This window comes from Rhodococcus sp. IEGM 1306 (assembly GCF_036541985.1).
Taxonomy (GTDB): Bacteria; Actinomycetota; Actinomycetes; order Mycobacteriales; family Mycobacteriaceae; genus Rhodococcus_F; species Rhodococcus_F qingshengii.
The window spans coordinates 420,604-435,554 of sequence record NZ_JAZHFF010000001.1 but is presented as its reverse complement, the minus strand read 5'-3'; the positions used below and the strand labels follow the sequence as shown (position 1 = coordinate 435,554).

Annotated in this window: 14 protein-coding genes; 7 read left to right on the top strand and 7 right to left on the bottom strand. The window is 62.3% G+C overall.

The window, feature by feature from the left end; all coding sequences use genetic code 11:
- Window positions 1-65 precede the first annotated feature (65 nt).
- The 6 genes from V3587_RS02215 (at window position 66) to V3587_RS02190 (ending at window position 6,119) form a co-directional block, all read left to right on the top strand.
- Window positions 66-1,670, top strand: coding sequence for an acyl--CoA ligase family protein (locus tag V3587_RS02215; protein WP_030535166.1), 1,605 nt, complete (start codon window positions 66-68; stop codon window positions 1,668-1,670).
- A gap of 28 nt (window positions 1,671-1,698) precedes the next feature.
- A complete protein-coding gene (locus V3587_RS02210; protein WP_030535165.1) occupies window positions 1,699-2,391 on the top strand; it encodes a TetR family transcriptional regulator in 693 nt (230 codons plus the stop codon).
- 159 nt (window positions 2,392-2,550) lie between these two features.
- Complete coding sequence (locus V3587_RS02205) at window positions 2,551-3,708, top strand: acyl-CoA dehydrogenase (RefSeq protein WP_003939784.1); 1,158 nt, start codon at window positions 2,551-2,553, stop codon at window positions 3,706-3,708.
- Window positions 3,709-3,795: 87 nt separating this feature from the next.
- Window positions 3,796-4,644, top strand: coding sequence for a 3-hydroxybutyryl-CoA dehydrogenase (locus V3587_RS02200; protein ID WP_020909078.1), 849 nt, complete (start codon window positions 3,796-3,798; stop codon window positions 4,642-4,644).
- Window positions 4,645-4,808: 164 nt separating this feature from the next.
- Complete coding sequence (locus V3587_RS02195; RefSeq protein ID WP_007731355.1) at window positions 4,809-5,702, top strand: oxygenase MpaB family protein; 894 nt, start codon at window positions 4,809-4,811, stop codon at window positions 5,700-5,702.
- Window positions 5,703-5,726: 24 nt separating this feature from the next.
- Window positions 5,727-6,119 (top strand): RNA-binding S4 domain-containing protein, encoded by a 393-nt coding sequence (locus tag V3587_RS02190; RefSeq protein ID WP_003940158.1) that lies wholly within the window; start codon window positions 5,727-5,729, stop codon window positions 6,117-6,119.
- Between the two features lie 3 nt (window positions 6,120-6,122).
- On the opposite strand, the gene V3587_RS02185 is transcribed toward V3587_RS02190, so the two are convergent.
- The gene (locus tag V3587_RS02185; RefSeq protein WP_007731353.1) at window positions 6,123-6,752 is read right to left on the bottom strand and encodes a GyrI-like domain-containing protein; all 630 of its coding nucleotides are present in this window, start codon (window positions 6,750-6,752) and stop codon (window positions 6,123-6,125) included.
- A gap of 123 nt (window positions 6,753-6,875) precedes the next feature.
- On the opposite strand from V3587_RS02185, the gene V3587_RS02180 reads away from it, so the two are divergent.
- Window positions 6,876-8,060 (top strand): metallophosphoesterase, encoded by a 1,185-nt coding sequence (locus V3587_RS02180; protein ID WP_283376066.1) that lies wholly within the window; start codon window positions 6,876-6,878, stop codon window positions 8,058-8,060.
- Window positions 8,061-8,066: 6 nt separating this feature from the next.
- Here V3587_RS02180 and V3587_RS02175 read toward each other — a convergent pair whose 3' ends face one another.
- The 6 genes from V3587_RS02175 to htpG form a co-directional block, all read right to left on the bottom strand.
- On the bottom strand, window positions 8,067-8,753 hold the full coding sequence (locus tag V3587_RS02175; protein WP_007731351.1) for a TetR/AcrR family transcriptional regulator: 687 nt from the start codon (window positions 8,751-8,753) through the stop codon (window positions 8,067-8,069).
- Between the two features lie 47 nt (window positions 8,754-8,800).
- The gene (locus V3587_RS02170; RefSeq protein WP_228401308.1) at window positions 8,801-9,628 is read right to left on the bottom strand and encodes a potassium channel family protein; all 828 of its coding nucleotides are present in this window, start codon (window positions 9,626-9,628) and stop codon (window positions 8,801-8,803) included.
- Between the two features lie 46 nt (window positions 9,629-9,674).
- Complete coding sequence (locus V3587_RS02165; protein ID WP_149357924.1) at window positions 9,675-10,592, bottom strand: diacylglycerol kinase; 918 nt, start codon at window positions 10,590-10,592, stop codon at window positions 9,675-9,677.
- The gene (locus V3587_RS02160) at window positions 10,589-12,169 is read right to left on the bottom strand and encodes an FAD-binding oxidoreductase (protein ID WP_042452763.1); all 1,581 of its coding nucleotides are present in this window, start codon (window positions 12,167-12,169) and stop codon (window positions 10,589-10,591) included. Before V3587_RS02160 ends, V3587_RS02165 begins: the two co-directional genes overlap by 4 nt.
- 92 nt (window positions 12,170-12,261) lie before the next feature.
- The gene (locus V3587_RS02155; protein WP_003940638.1) at window positions 12,262-12,801 is read right to left on the bottom strand and encodes a DinB family protein; all 540 of its coding nucleotides are present in this window, start codon (window positions 12,799-12,801) and stop codon (window positions 12,262-12,264) included.
- 154 nt (window positions 12,802-12,955) lie between these two features.
- Window positions 12,956-14,884, bottom strand: coding sequence for a molecular chaperone HtpG (gene htpG / locus V3587_RS02150; RefSeq protein WP_054187735.1), 1,929 nt, complete (start codon window positions 14,882-14,884; stop codon window positions 12,956-12,958).
- Window positions 14,885-14,951 lie beyond the last annotated feature (67 nt).

Here is a 14,951-nt window from a genome sequence, read left to right as displayed (position 1 = left end):
GCCATTTGTAGTGCCGATCACACTTATCGTGACACCAACCGTGCCACGTCGCCTTCGGAGGAACCGTGTCTGTCCCGACAGCTGTTGCAGCCAACAACACCCCGCTCAGTCCGCTGCGCTTTCTCGAGCGCAGCGCCGCGGTGTTCCCCGAGCGCACCGCCGTCGTTCACGGCGACCGGACCTACTCGTACCGAGAGTTCGGTGACGAGGTCGCGGCTCTGGCCCGCGTCCTGCGTGAACGCATTCAGCCCGGTGACCGCGTTGCATACCTGGCGCCGAACGTACCCGAGATGCTGTTCGCGCATTTTGCCGTCCCCCTCGCCGGCGGGGTCCTGATCGCCCTGAACTCACGCCTCGCCGGTCCCGAACTCGAATACATTCTCGATCACTCGGGAACCACGATCCTGTTCGTGGACTCCGAATTCGTCGGTTCGGTCACCTCGTCCAAGGCAAACGTGGGGAGCCTGCGTGAGATCGTCGAGATCCCGGACTCCACCGTCCCCTATCCGGACGTTCCCACCGGAATCGTCACCGGGCAGTACGCCGATCTGATTGCCGAAGGCGAAGCTCTCTCCGATCAGCCACTGCACTGGGGCGTCGACGACGAGCAGCAGTGCATCGCCATCAACTACACCTCGGGTACCACCGGAAAACCCAAGGGCGTCATGTACTCCCACCGCGGGGCGTACCTGAACTCGCTCGGCGAGACATTCCACAACGGCTTCGACGGAGCGACGAAGTATCTGTGGACACTGCCGATGTTCCACTGCAACGGGTGGTGCACGCCGTGGGCCGTCACTCAGGCCGCGGGCACACATATCTGCCTGCGCGCGGTCCGCGCCGATGCGATCTGGGACGCCATCGACAATCTGGGCGTGACACATCTGTGCGGCGCTCCTACCGTCTGCTCCACCATCGCCGACGCAGACCAGGCCCACAAGGTCGACGCCTTGCGCATCACCACCGCCGGCGCTCCCCCGTCACCGACGATCATCGGAAAACTCGAAGACATCGGTGTCACCGTGGTTCACGTCTACGGCCTCACCGAGGTGTACGGCCCCTACACGATCTGCGAATACCAGGAAGCCTGGGACGACAAGCCGCAGTCCGAGCGCGCCGCACTTCTCTCGCGTCAGGGAGTCGGCATGGTGCAGGCCGAAAATGCTCGCGTTGTCGATGCCGAGATGAACGACGTCCCCGCCGACGGCCAGACCATGGGTGAGATCGTGCTCCGCGGCAACAACGTGATGCTCGGGTACTACCGCGACGAGGCCGCGACAGCCGAAGCATTTGCCGGTGGTTGGTTCCATTCCGGCGACCTCGGCGTCATGCATCCCGACGGATACATCCAGCTCAAGGACCGCGCGAAGGACATCATCATCTCAGGCGGCGAGAACATCTCCACCGTCGAGGTCGAGCAGGCGATCATGAGTCACCCCGCGGTGATCGACGTGGCAGTCGTCGGCGTTCCGGACGAGAAGTGGGGCGAGCGCCCGAAGGCATTCGTGGTGCTGGGCAAGGGATTACAGGCATCCGCCGAAGACATCGTCGAGCACACCCGCACTTTGCTGGCCGGGTACAAGGTTCCCCGCGACATCGTCTTCCCGCTCGACCTTCCTCGCACCCCCACCGGCAAGGTTCTCAAGTTCCAGCTACGCGCCGACAACTGACGCCGACGAAACCTGGATACTTGCATCCATGACCGAGCGCTCCGATGTACCCGGAACTGACCCCGCACAGTTTCGGGTACACGTCGCGTCTCAAGCGATCCGGTTGTTCTCGGAGAACGGGTACGAAGCCACCACCGTCGAGCAGATCGCCGCTGCCGCCGGTGTGTCGCGTCGGACGTTCTTCCGGCAGTTCCGCTCCAAGGAAGACGTGATCTTCGCCGATCACGAGTCCCTCCTCGAACACGTCGCAGAGTTCCTCGCGTCCGATTCCGCCGACCCCTGGGCGTCCGTGTGCGAGGCCGCGGGACTGGTGTTCGATTTCTTCCGCAGGAACCGAGACCTGTCGATGCGGCGATACCGCGTCGTACAGCATGTTCCGGCTCTTCGCGACCGCGAACTCGTCACCGGATTCCGCTACGAGCGCCTCTTCGTCGACTACCTGCGCAGCGCTGTGCCCCGCGAACCTGTCCTCGAGGTTGTCGGTTTTGCCGCAGCTGTCACCGCGTGCCACAACTACCTCTTGCGAAGCATGATCAAAGGCGACGAGGACGCCACAGCTGATGCACTAAGTCAGGCATTGCTCGACGTTCGGCGGACGTACGGCGTGGCACCCGGGTCCAAGACCAGCACGCCAGAATCGAAGTCCGTGCTGGTAGTAGCCTTTGCCCCGGGCACGTCCGCTGATGAGATCAGCAGAAAAATCCACGAACAACTCGGCTGACACTGCTCGTGCACCGAAACTTCACACACCCATCCCTTGACCTGGCACTCAGTGCCGTGTTTGACTGGGGTCATGGGCACCGGTCTGTCCGCGAATCTCGCTGGTAACGCCGGAGCCGCACCGACCGCCTTCAAGCCACCTTCACCAAGGAGCGTTCCCATGGCAGGAAACCCGGATTTCAATCTCTTCGCACTGAACGAAGAGCACGACGAACTGCGGGCTGCTATCCGCGGACTCTCCGAGAAGGAAATCGCGCCGTACGCCAAGGACGTCGACGAGAACGCACGTTTCCCCGAGGAAGCGCTCACCGCTCTCAACGCGTCCGGCTTCAACGCCATCCACGTTCCCGAGGCTTACGACGGCCAGGGCGCCGATTCCGTCGCCACCTGCATCGTCATCGAGGAAGTCGCCCGCGTCTGTGGATCCTCCTCGCTGATCCCCGCTGTGAACAAGCTCGGCACCATGGGCCTGATCCTCAAGGGTTCCGAAGAGCTCAAGTCCAAGGTGCTCCCGGACCTCGTGAACGGCGGAATGGCGTCGTACGCACTGTCCGAGCGTGAAGCCGGATCCGACGCCGCTTCGATGCGTACCCGCGCAAAGGCTGACGGCGACGACTGGATCCTCAACGGCTCCAAGTGCTGGATCACCAACGGCGGCAAGTCCACCTGGTACACCGTCATGGCTGTCACCGATCCCGACAAGGGCGCAAACGGCATCTCCTCTTTCATGGTCCACAAGGACGACGAGGGCTTTGTCGTCGGACCGAAGGAAAAGAAGCTCGGCATCAAGGGCTCCCCCACCGCTGAGCTGTACTTCGAGAACTGCCGCATCCCCGGCGACCGCATCATCGGCGAACCGGGCACCGGCTTCAAGACGGCACTCGAGACCCTCGACCACACGCGTCCCACCATCGGTGCTCAGGCTGTCGGCCTGGCCCAGGGCGCACTCGACGCGGCGCTGGCGTACACCAAGGATCGCAAGCAGTTCGGCAAGTCCATCAGCGACTTCCAGGCTGTTCAGTTCATGCTCGCGGACATGGCGATGAAGGTCGAAGCCGCACGTCTGATGGTTTACACCTCCGCAGCACGCGCCGAGCGTGGCGAGAAGAACCTCGGCTTCATCTCCGCTGCGGCGAAGTGCTTCGCTTCGGACGTTGCCATGGAGGTCACCACCGACGCCGTGCAGCTGTTCGGTGGCGCCGGCTACACCACCGACTTCCCGGTCGAGCGCATGATGCGCGACGCCAAGATCACGCAGATCTACGAAGGCACCAACCAGATTCAGCGCGTCGTGATGTCGCGTGCGCTGTTGAAGTAAGGCACTTCGCGCCCCTGTGCGCCTTTCTGGTAGTTCTGACTACCGGAACGGCGCACAGGGGCTTGCCCCTAATTTTTGAGGAGAATTGTGGAACTCGTAGGCGTAATCGGCGGCGGCACCATGGGTGCCGGCATTGCCGAAGTTTGTGCAAAAGCCGGTAGCTCGGTACTGGTGCTCGAAACCAAAGAAGAATTTGCCGCCGCTGCTCGCGAACGGATCGCCAAGTCGATCAACCGCGGCGTCGCCAAGGGCAAGATCACCCAGGAAGACGCCGACGCCGCGATCGCACGCGTCCGCGTCACCTTGGACATGGAAGAGTTCGCCGATCGCGATCTGGTGATCGAAGCTGCTCCCGAGATCGAAGCTCTCAAGTACGAGATCTTCGGCAAGCTCGACAAGATCGTCAAGCCTGCAGGCATTCTGGCGACCAACACGTCGTCGATCCCCGTCATCAAGATCGCCAAGGCCACCTCGCGCCCCGGCCAGGTTGTCGGCGTTCACTTCTTCAACCCCGTGCCGGTCATGCCGCTCGTGGAGATCGTGGTCAGCCTGACGACGTCCGAAGAGACCGTTCTCGCCGTCACCGACTACGCCAAGAACACCTTGCGCAAGAAGACGGTTCGCGCGGGCGACCGTTCGGGCTTCATCGTCAACGCTCTGCTCATCCCGTACCTGTGCCAGGCTGTCCGGATGCTCGAATCCGGCTACGCCACAGCAGAAGACATCGACGAGGCCATGAAGGGCGGCTGCGGCTACCCGATGGGCCCGCTGACGCTGCTCGACACCGTCGGTCTCGACATCGCTCTCGCAGCAGCGGAGTCGCTGTACGCGGAATTCGCAGAACCGCACTACGCTCCGCCGGCGCTGCTTCGCCGCATGGTCGACGCCGGTCGCCTCGGCAAGAAGACCGGTCGCGGCTTCTACGAATACGCCTGAGTCCGACCGCTTCACTCTTCCGGCCCCTCACCTGTTGCAGGTGAGGGGCCGGAGTTGTTTTCGGGCAGATCTAGCCGAATCCATTGACAAATTCGCGCGGCGCAGCAAAAGTCATCATTTGACAACAACCGTTGTCACATGAGCGCAGGCGGAGGGTCAACCAGATGAGCAGCGATCCGGACACCGATACTCGTCGACCTAAGCCCCAGGCGCGACCAGAGCCCCGGGAACTACGAGCCGATCCGATCGGCCCCGGTTCCCTGACGTGGACACACTTCGGCGACGTTCGCGGTCTGCTGTATCTCGGACGCGCAGGCACGCTGCAGAACATGCATCCCGCGGTAAGTGGAGCGCTGCAGGATCATTCGAATTTTTTCGACAACCCGCTCGACCGCCTGTTCCGCTCACTGCCGCCCATCTACGGCGTCGTGTACGACCGGACCGAAGAGGGCACAGGCACGCTCGTTCGCAACTTCCACACCGATCTCAAAGGAATCGACGAAACCGGCGGGCGTTACCACGCCCTCGCTCCTGACACTTTCTGGTGGACACACGTCACGTTCTTCGAGGTGATACTCGATTTCAACGAGCGATTCGCGTACAAGAAGTTCACGGCGGAGCAGAAGGACCAGCTTGTCCGTGAGGCCGTAACCTGGTGGCGCTGTTACGGACTCACCGACCGACCGGCTTTCGACGACTACGCCAGCTTCCGCACGTACTGGGAAGACATGCTCGACAACCACCTGATCAACACCCACACCACAAAATGGTCGACGCGCATCGCCGAGCACGACATCGCACCGGCTCCGAAGGTTCCGACGTGGCTGTGGCGTCTGACCTCACGCCCCACGATGGCCGTGGCGAACTGGATCGGCAAGGCACTGATGCCGGAGAAGGCGCGCGAAACTCTCGGATGGGAATGGACGCCGCGCGACGAACGAATGTACTTCTGGTTCGCCCGCTTCCTGACATTGACAGATCGATTCTGGCATCTGCTGCCGCTACAACTGCGGTACGCGCCGCGCGCCTACTCGGGCATCCGCGCGCAGGGTCTGTGAGCACTCGTCGGTAGGCTGGAGTGCGTGCCAGCTCATCTCCCTTCCGACGCGATCAGTGTTCGTGTGGACAGCTGGACGTGGGCGGTTCGGCTGTTCAAGACACGCTCGCAGGCGGCGACCGCCTGCCGATCGGGACACGTTCGGGTCAACGGAACGTCGGCAAAGGCAGCTCAGCAGGTGAAAGCCGGCGACGAGGTGCGGGTGCGTGTATCCGGCATCGAGCGCATCGTCGTCGTGGTCAAGCCGATCACGAAGCGAGTCAGCGCCGTGCTGGCCGCCGATTGCCTGCAGGACAATTCGCCGCCCCCACCACCGCCCGAACTGATCGCGTCCATTCCGCGACGTGATCGTGGCGCCGGCAGACCGACCAAACGCGAGCGACGCGACCTCGAGAAGCTGCGCGGCCTCGAGCCCTGATTGCTACCTCGAAACAGGCTGACGCAGAACCGTCTTCAGTTTCTCGGGCGGCGTTCGGCGAGCGTCGCTGAGGTAGATCTCGTGATGATCGCCGTTGAAGCTCAGGCCGTTCGACGGGATGAACGTGTTGTGCAGCCGGTCCAGGGTGGGAGCTTCGTCGTCGTACGAGCCGACGTGAAGAATCTGGACGGACAGACCTTCCTCCAACTCGAGAAACCTGACCTTGTCGAGAGCGGCAATCTCCTTCTTGGCCCGCACTGCCTTGGCCCGGACTGCGTCAATCGACGCAGACAGTTCCGTCTCCGTGATCCACTCCGGTTGCGAGATCATCATCGTCCAATCCCACGACGACTTGTCCCGCGTCACGAACACCTCGGGGTCATCTGCCCGCCACAACCCTTCCAGCGGGCCCACGACGAAGTCGCGATCCAGTTCCTTCTTGCTCGCGAATTTGGTCGCGTAGGACACCGAATACAGCGCTTCGAGCGCCTCGGAGTACTCGGTGGCAGTGTTGGGATCACCGTGACCGTCGACGGCGAAGTAGCCGAAGCGGGGAACGGTCACGAGGGCAAAATCGCGGCGCCCAGGCGAGTAGAGATCCTTGTATGCCTTCTTGACGTCGTACTTCTCCATGCGCCACCCACCTGATCACTGGCCGAGTTTCAACGTTCGGAAACCTATCCGAGAACACCGACATCCCGATAGCGGACCACCGTCCCCTTGTTAATAGACCAGTGGACCTTTACTCTGGACGGGGTGACTACACCCCAGGCGACCGACGTCGCTCGAGTTCCGCGCCGCAGACCGTTGCGGATCGTTGCCATATCCGCGATTGTCGCGTCGATCTTGGCCCTGTTGTTCGTGTACCCGTGGTGGAGCTTGTTCATCCGGCCGGACTGGCCGACGGCGGTGGCAGTTTTCGGCACCGTTCTGTTTGCCACCCTCTTGATCGCCCTGCCTGCCAGTTTGGTGCTCAGCCACGGACACACCGACCGCGATCCAGTTCGCCTGATCGGCGACGCCCTCCTCGGAATCATCTGGGTCGTGTTCGTGTGGACCCTGCTCGGCGAAGTTCTGAGGCTCGGACTGCTCGTCGGCGGCGTGGATGACCCGCTTCGATCGAGAATTGTCGCCGTTGCCGCACTGATCATCTCGGCCGTTCTGCTGATCTGGGGCTACCGGGAAGCCATGAGACTGCCACGGATCAAGCAGGTCGACGTCACCATCCCCCGCCTTGGTGCGGGGATGGACAAACTTCGGGTAGTCGCGATCACCGACACTCACTTCGGGCCGATCAATCGCGAGAAGTGGTCCGAGCGCGTGATCGCGGCAGTCAACGAACTCGACGCCGACATCGTGGCCCACGTCGGTGACATTGCCGACGGAACAGTGGAGCAGCGCCTCGGTCAAGCCACCCCACTCGCGTCGGTGGAAGCCAGACTCGCCCGTGTCTACGTCACCGGGAATCACGAGTACTTCCACGAGGCTCAGGAGTGGCTCGACTACATGACCTCGATCGGCTGGGATGCCCTGCACAACCGGCACCTCGTCGTCACCAAGGGCGGCGACAACCTGGTCATCGCCGGAGTCGACGACGCCACCGCTCTGGGATCGAAGCTCGACGGTCACGGCGCGAACTTCGATATGGCCCTTGCCGGCACCGACCCCGATTTGCCGATCCTGATGCTCGCCCATCAACCGAAGCAGGTAACTCAGTCCGCTTCCGCGGGAGTGGATCTGCAGCTCGCCGGTCATACCCACGGCGGACAGATCTGGCCGTTCAACCTTCTGGTCAAACTCGATCAACCGTCGGTGCACGGGCTCACCCGTCACGGCGACCGCACGCAGTTGTACACAAGCCGCGGAACCGGGTTCTGGGGTCCACCATTCCGCGTGTTCGCACCGAGCGAGATCACCGTCCTGACGCTGCACAGCGCCTGAACGGGCTCAGCTCGTTCGGGTTGCCGCTCGCGCCGACAGCCCGACGAGCTGATTGATCAGACCTTCACGTAGGCCGGTTGCGAACATGTCGGCAGCAGGGGGCGCCTGCATCTCGTTCAGTACGACGACCATGGATTCGGCAGGCTCGGCAGTCGGCCACAAGCCTGCAACAATCACCAGGGTTACCTTGGCGAATTGAGCCGCGTCGCCCTCCGAGAGGTGAGGCAATTGCGAATGAATCAGCGACGCAAACCTTCCCGAGTTGACCGTTGCCCGCTTCTTGAAGTCACGGGCGAAGTCGACGGAGATGTTTCTTTCGAGGACACCTGCCATGACGCTCATCAACTCACACAGTAAACGCTGTGCGACAAGCGATTCCGCAACCGTCGATGCCACATGGATTTCAGTGGCGAACGGCGAGTCGTCACCGGTCGGGGTCAACGACTCGGACAACCCGTCCAACCACGCAACCCAGTTCTCGTCGAGCACTTCGAGAAAGATGGCTTCGCGACTGTCGAAGTAGCGAAGCACGTTCGACTTCGCCAGTCCGACGCTCTCACTGAGCTCACGCAGGCTGATGTCGGCGACGGGCCTGGACCCGAGCATCGCGCGGGCCGCATCGAGAATCGCGCACCGACGCGCTTCGATCTGCTCAGGCCTGCGCGCGCGCTGAAATCCGTGGGTCGCCACCATCACGCAAGATTATCAGACCATCGTTCTATTGTTTGCTGTACTGCGGGTCAATTGTCCGAAGGTGCATGCTGCGCCACGACTCCCCTCGACGCCAGTTCGCGACGCAGCGAATCGATATCGACGGACGCGAGATCGACTCGGTGCGTGCGGGTGGCCAAGGCTCGGACTTCCTCGGACAGGTCCGCCACCTGCTTACGCGTCGCGGCCTGGGATGCCTCGTCCTGTTCCGCCACGCGATCGACCAACCAGGAAGCGAGTGTGGCAGTCACGATGCCCAGCAACGCAATTCCGCCGATCATCAATGCTCCGGCGATCATGCGCCCGGTCGTGGTAACGGGCGCCATGTCTCCGTAACCGACGGTCGTGACCGTCTCCATCGCCCACCACAATGCCGTTCCGTACGACGTGATGGCAGCGCCCTGCGCGTGACGCTCGGCATCGAGCATGGCCAGCGCCGCGACACCGATCAGCAAGGCCGTGGCACCAGTGGCGTAAATAACCACCCGTCCACGCAAGCTTTGCCCGCTCGAGCGGTGAACTATCGCAAGCAGTGTGACCAACCGAAGTAGGCGCAGCGGACGCAGCATGGGCAACACCACCATCGCCAAGTCCAAGAGATGCCTGACGAACCAGCGACCGCGGGCAGGTGCCAACCACAGGCGAACTGCGTAGTCGACGGCAAAAACGACCCACGCAGCCCACATCGTCCATTCGGTCAGACGATGTGGAAGGCCCGTCGGTTGCGCCAGCACTTGGTACGCGTACGCCACCAAGAACAGGCAGGCCGCAGCGGTCAACGGGATGTCGATGGCTAGCTGCCATTTCTCCAACGTCCACGCAGCGCGGCGGTGCGCCGACTTCGTCGATTCGTTCATCCGAGAAGTCTGACACCACCGCTACCTAGTGCCCGGCAGAACCGACTCAGATCCGAGTGTGCGTCAAGATGTTGAGCGCCGTGGGAACTGCCTCGATCGTGATGGGCAACGGCCCCACCCGATCGCCGTCCGCGTAGGCGATGATGCCCTCGGAGACCAACCGCACCTTCTTCGACCGATACGTCTGCACCGCATCCAAGGAGACGTGAGTTCCCTTGTACACCCGCGGAAACAGGCGCACCAGACGCAACCTCGAACCGTGCCCGACGACGGTCAGATCCAGCAACCCATCAGACTTCGACGCGCCCGGAGTGATGAGCATGCCGCCACCGTACGAGCGGCCGTTGCCGACAGCCACGAGCGTCGCGTCCACCGTGATGACCTCGTCGTCGAGTTCGATCCGGTACGGCAGCGGCTTCATCTTCGCCAACTCGGCGAGCATCGCCAAGTTGTAGCGCATCGGTCCCTTGGGCCACGACATCCGATTGGCCCGTTCACTGACCAGCGAATCGAATCCGCTCGCGATGATCGTTCCCGACCAGACGACGGAACCGTCGGCCAGCGTGATCTTCGCCAGGTCGGACTGCTGCACGACGCCGTCGGCGATCACATCGGCGGCTGCTTCGGGATCGCCTGTGGGAATGCCGAACTCACGGGCGTGATCGTTGCCGGTGCCTGCCGGAATGAGCCCGATGGGCGTCTCGGTCAACGCGGCAGCCTGCAGTCCGATGCTGATGGCACCGTCACCGCCGACCACCACCAGCGCGTCGGTACCGTCTTCGATCGCACGACGGGCCAATTTCTTGGCGTCGTCGGCGTCGGTTCCGATGATCTCGGTGACGGCAACTCCCCGAGCGCGCAGTCGCGCAACACCTTTGCGTCCTGCCGCAGGCGCGTGACCATGTCCCGCCATCGGATTGATCAGGACGGTAACCTTCTCGATCTGACTGCGGGTTTCGGTCACGGAATCAGCTTTCCAGGATTGAGGATGCCGGCAGGGTCCACTGCATTCTTCACTGCGCGAAGGATGTTCGCGCCCAGTTCACCGATCTCGTCCTTCATCCATGGGCGGTGATCGGCGCCGACAGCGTGGTGATGGGTGATCGTGCCACCGGCGGCGATGATCGCATCGCCAGCGGCAGTTTTCGCCTTGTGCCACTGAGCGATCGGATCCTCGGTCTGCGCGCTGACAACGGTGAAGTACAGCGAAGCACCGGTCTTGTAGGTGTGCGAAATGTGGCACATCACGAGCGGCTGAGTCCCCTGCTCGACGAGAGCCTTGGTCAGCGCCTCGGTGACCGAGGAGCGCAGGTTCGCGAGGTTACCCCAGGTGGTTGCCGTCTCGAGGGTTTCGCACAGTGCGCCGACGTCGAGCAGAGCGTCACGCAGATACGGCGCATCGAATCGCCCGTGTTCCCAGCTGTTTCCGGGCTCCTCACCGAGCGACGTGCCGCCGTGAGCGGTGAGAATTGCGCGGGCCTCCGCCATCCGTTCAGCGGTGTGCGAAGCGGTGCCCTCGTAGGTAGTGATGCCGAGGCAACCACCGGTGAAGGCGTTCTCGCCGATCTTGTCGGTGGTCGCCAGATTCACGCCACTCTCGGCCTCGTCGGACAACCGCAATACTGTCGGAGCCGATCCTTCCTGGACCAGCTCACGCAATGCGGCTGCGCCGGTGGCGAAGTCGGGGAAGCTCCACCCTTCGCGCACGGTGGTCTCGGGCAGACGGTGAACCCGCACACGCACGTGCGTGATGACGCCGAAGGTGCCCTCGGAGCCGACAAAGAGCTCACCCAGATCGGGGCCTGCGGCAGATGCCGGCGCACGCCCGGTCTCGATCACACCACTCGGAGTGACAACAGTGAGGCCCTGGACCATGTCCTCGAAGCGCCCGTATCCAGCCGACGCCTGCCCCGAAGACCGGGTTGCGGCAAACCCGCCCAGAGTGGCGAACAGGAAGCTCTGCGGGAAGTGCCCGACCGAGAAACCGTGCTCACGCAGAAGCTCCTCGGCCCGTGGGCCGGTAGTTCCGCCGCCGAACGTCGCAATGCCCGATTCCTCGTCCAACCCGACAAGCTGATCGAACCTGCGCAGATCGAGAGAAAGAACTGCGTCGAACCCGTCACGAATGGGATCGAGCCCGCCGACGACGCTGGTGCCACCACCGAACGGGACCACTGCGATCCGGTTGGCAGAGCAGTATCGGAGAACCTGCTCGACCTCTGCGTCTGTCCCTGGAGTGACGACTGCGTCCGGTGCGTCCTGCGGCTCGACGCTACGACGGCGAAGCAGATCCGGGGTGCTCTTGCCACCGGCCCGAAGGATTCGATCGGAATCCTTGGTACTGACGTACTCGGCCCCGACCAGCCCGGACAGCGCTTCGACATGCGACTGGGCCATAGCGGACGGAGCCACCTGGACGTCTTCGATGGCGAGACGCGATCGAGTCGGTGCGGAGACACCGAGAAATCCGGTCAACAATGATGTGACTGCGTCCGACAGTTCACGCTTCTTGGCCGGATCGCCCCAGGCGTCCCACTGCATCGGCGGTTGCAAGGCAGACTTTTCGGTGCTCATAGACACTAGTGTTACATATTTGTGTGATGTGTAAACATCCCGGTGGATCAATCCATCCATCAACCCATCGTCTTGGAACCGTCGATGGCTTCGCGAAGCATGTCCGCGTGGCCCGCATGCTGGGCCGTCTCGGCGATGATGTGCAGCAATGCGCGCCGCGCTGACCAGCGAGCTCCCGCTTCGAACCACGGCGCCGACGGCAGTGGATGCGAGATGTCGAGGCTGTCCAGCGAGGCCACCAACTCGTCGGTCCTGGCCGCGATCCCCTCGTACTCGGAAACGATGCCTGCCAAGGTTTCATCCTCGACCATCGCGAATTCGTTCGCCCGTTCCTGTTGCATCTCTTCCGACCACTGGGTCGGGTCGAAGTCCCCACCAAGTCCGGCCGGCCCTTCCAGAATGAAGTCGACCCATCCCTTTTCCGCCTGACCCACATGCTTGATCAATCCGCCGAGGCACAGTTCACTCACGGTCGGCCTCGAAGCGGCCTGCTCGTCGGTGAGGTCCTTGACGGTGAAGAGAAGGAATTCACGATGCCGACGCAGGCTCTGGAGGAGATCCGCGCGCTCGCCGGTGACGGTGGTGATCGGTGCGTTCATGATGTTTTCCTTCGCTCGTGGGTTCGTGCCCTGTGAGAACTACGTTAGAAGTTATTGCGGACAGAAACGGTCCTCATTAGAAAACGATCAAGAAAAAACTCCCGGCACCCACCGATGAAGGTGAGTGCCGGGAGTTCGAGCGAGCTAGACGAGATCAGACTGTGCGGGCCAAACGATCGGCCAGCAGGCGCGTGAAGTGCGCCGGATCGCTCAGCTCGCCGCCCTCGGCAAGCAACGCCATGCCGTAGAGCAACTGAGCCGTCTCCGTCAGGTTCTCTGCATTGTCATTGGCGGCCTGCGCCTCCCGCAGACCCGAGACAAGCGGATGCTCCGGGTTGAGCTCGAGAATGCGCTTGCTGTGTGGAACAGGCTGACCCGAAGCCTTGTACATCTTCTCGAGCGTCGGAGACATGCTGAACGCGTCGCCGACGATGCAGGCAGCCGACGTGGTCAGGCGCGTCGAGAGACGCGTTTCCTTGATGTCGTCGGACAGGGTTTCGGTCAGCCACGTCAGCAGCGCGCCGAATTCCTTTTCCTTCTCTTCGCGCTCGGCTTCGGCCGCCTTCTTCTCGTCCTCGGTGTCGAGGTCGACCTCGCCCTTGGCGATCGACTGGAAGGTCTTGCCGTCGAAGTCCGAGACTGCGTCGACCCACATCTCGTCCACGGGATCGGTAAGTACCAGAACCTCGAGGCCCTTGGCCTTGAAAGCCTCCATGTGCGGCGAGCTTTCGATGAGGTGACGAGATTCGCCGGTCATGAAGTAGATCTGTTCCTGACCGTCCTTCATGCGCTCCACGTACTCGGCGAGAGTGGTCACGCCCTCTTCGCTGTTGGTCGAGGCGAAGGACGAGATGTCGAGCAGCGTCTTGCGGTTGTCGGCATCGGCCATCAGGCCTTCCTTGAGCGCGCGTCCGAACTCGGTCCAGAAGGTCGAGTACTTCTCGGGCTCGTTCGCCTTCATGTCCTTGATGGTCGAGAGGACCTTCTTGGTCAGACGACGACGGATGGCAGCGATCTGCCGGTCCTGCTGCAGAATTTCACGAGAGACGTTGAGCGAGAGGTCTTGTGCGTCGACCACGCCCTTGACGAAGCGCAGGTAATCGGGCACCAACTCTTCGCAGTCGTCCATGATGAAGACGCGCTTGACGTAGAGGTGGATGCCGGCCTTGCGCTCACGCATGAACAGATCGAACGGTGCCGTCGACGGAATGAACAGCAGCGCTTGGTATTCGAAAGTACCTTCGGCCTTCATCGGGATGACCTCGAGAGGCTCGTCCCAGGCGTGGCTGACGTGCTTGTAGAACTCCTTGTACTCCTCCTCGGACACCTCGTCCTTGGAGCGAGTCCACAGCGCCTTCATCGAGTTGATCGTCTCGGTCTCGATGGTGACCTCGGGCTCCTCGCCCTCGGCCGGCGTCGACGTACGAGCGACATCCATGCGGATGGGCCACGCGATGAAGTCGGAGTACTTCTTGACCAGTTCCTTGATCTTCCATTCCGACGTGTAGTCGTGCAGGCCGTTCTCGGAATCCTCGGGCATCAGGTGCAGGGTCACGGAGCTACCCTGCGGTGCCTCGTTCACATGCTCGAGCGTGTACGTGCCTTCGCCGGTCGATTCCCAGCGCGTCGCGTGATCTTCACCGGCGCGGCGGGTCAGCAGCGTGACCTTGTCCGCGACCATGAACGTGGAGTAGAAGCCGATGCCGAACTGACCGATCAGTTCTTCGGATGCCGCTGCATCCTTGGCTTCCTTGAGCTTGCGACGGACCTCGGCGGTGCCGGACTTGGCGAGCGTGCCGATCAGGTCGACGACCTCGTCACGCGACATGCCGATGCCGTTGTCGCGGATGGTCAGGGTGCGTGCTGCCTTGTCGATGTCGATCTCGATGTGCAGATCGGAGACGTCGACGTTGAGGTCTTTGTCCTGGTAAGACTCGAGGCGGAGCTTGTCCAGCGCGTCCGAAGCGTTGGAGATCAACTCACGAAGGAAGCTGTCCTTGTTCGTATAGATTGAATGAACCATCAGATCCAGCAGCTGACGTGTTTCTGCTTGGAACTCGAGCTGCTCGGTATGCGCGGTCACTTCGATCCCTTTCTCTTCTCGGACTGATCACAGGAATTTTACTTGACCGCGAATACCGCGGGTCGGC

Excerpts from the sequence above, each read along its gene's own strand:
- V3587_RS02210 (WP_030535165.1), top strand. The coding sequence starts at position 1,699 with ATGACCGAGCGCTCCGATGTACCCGGAACTGACCCCGCACAGTTTCGG.
- V3587_RS02205 (WP_003939784.1), top strand. The coding sequence starts at position 2,551 with ATGGCAGGAAACCCGGATTTCAATCTCTTCGCACTGAACGAAGAGCAC.
- V3587_RS02195 (WP_007731355.1), top strand. The coding sequence starts at position 4,809 with ATGAGCAGCGATCCGGACACCGATACTCGTCGACCTAAGCCCCAGGCG.
- V3587_RS02185 (WP_007731353.1), bottom strand. The coding sequence starts at position 6,752 with ATGGAGAAGTACGACGTCAAGAAGGCATACAAGGATCTCTACTCGCCT.
- V3587_RS02175 (WP_007731351.1), bottom strand. The coding sequence starts at position 8,753 with ATGGTGGCGACCCACGGATTTCAGCGCGCGCGCAGGCCTGAGCAGATC.
- V3587_RS02170 (WP_228401308.1), bottom strand. The coding sequence starts at position 9,628 with ATGAACGAATCGACGAAGTCGGCGCACCGCCGCGCTGCGTGGACGTTG.
- V3587_RS02160 (WP_042452763.1), bottom strand. The coding sequence starts at position 12,169 with ATGCAGTGGGACGCCTGGGGCGATCCGGCCAAGAAGCGTGAACTGTCG.
- V3587_RS02155 (WP_003940638.1), bottom strand. The coding sequence starts at position 12,801 with ATGAACGCACCGATCACCACCGTCACCGGCGAGCGCGCGGATCTCCTC.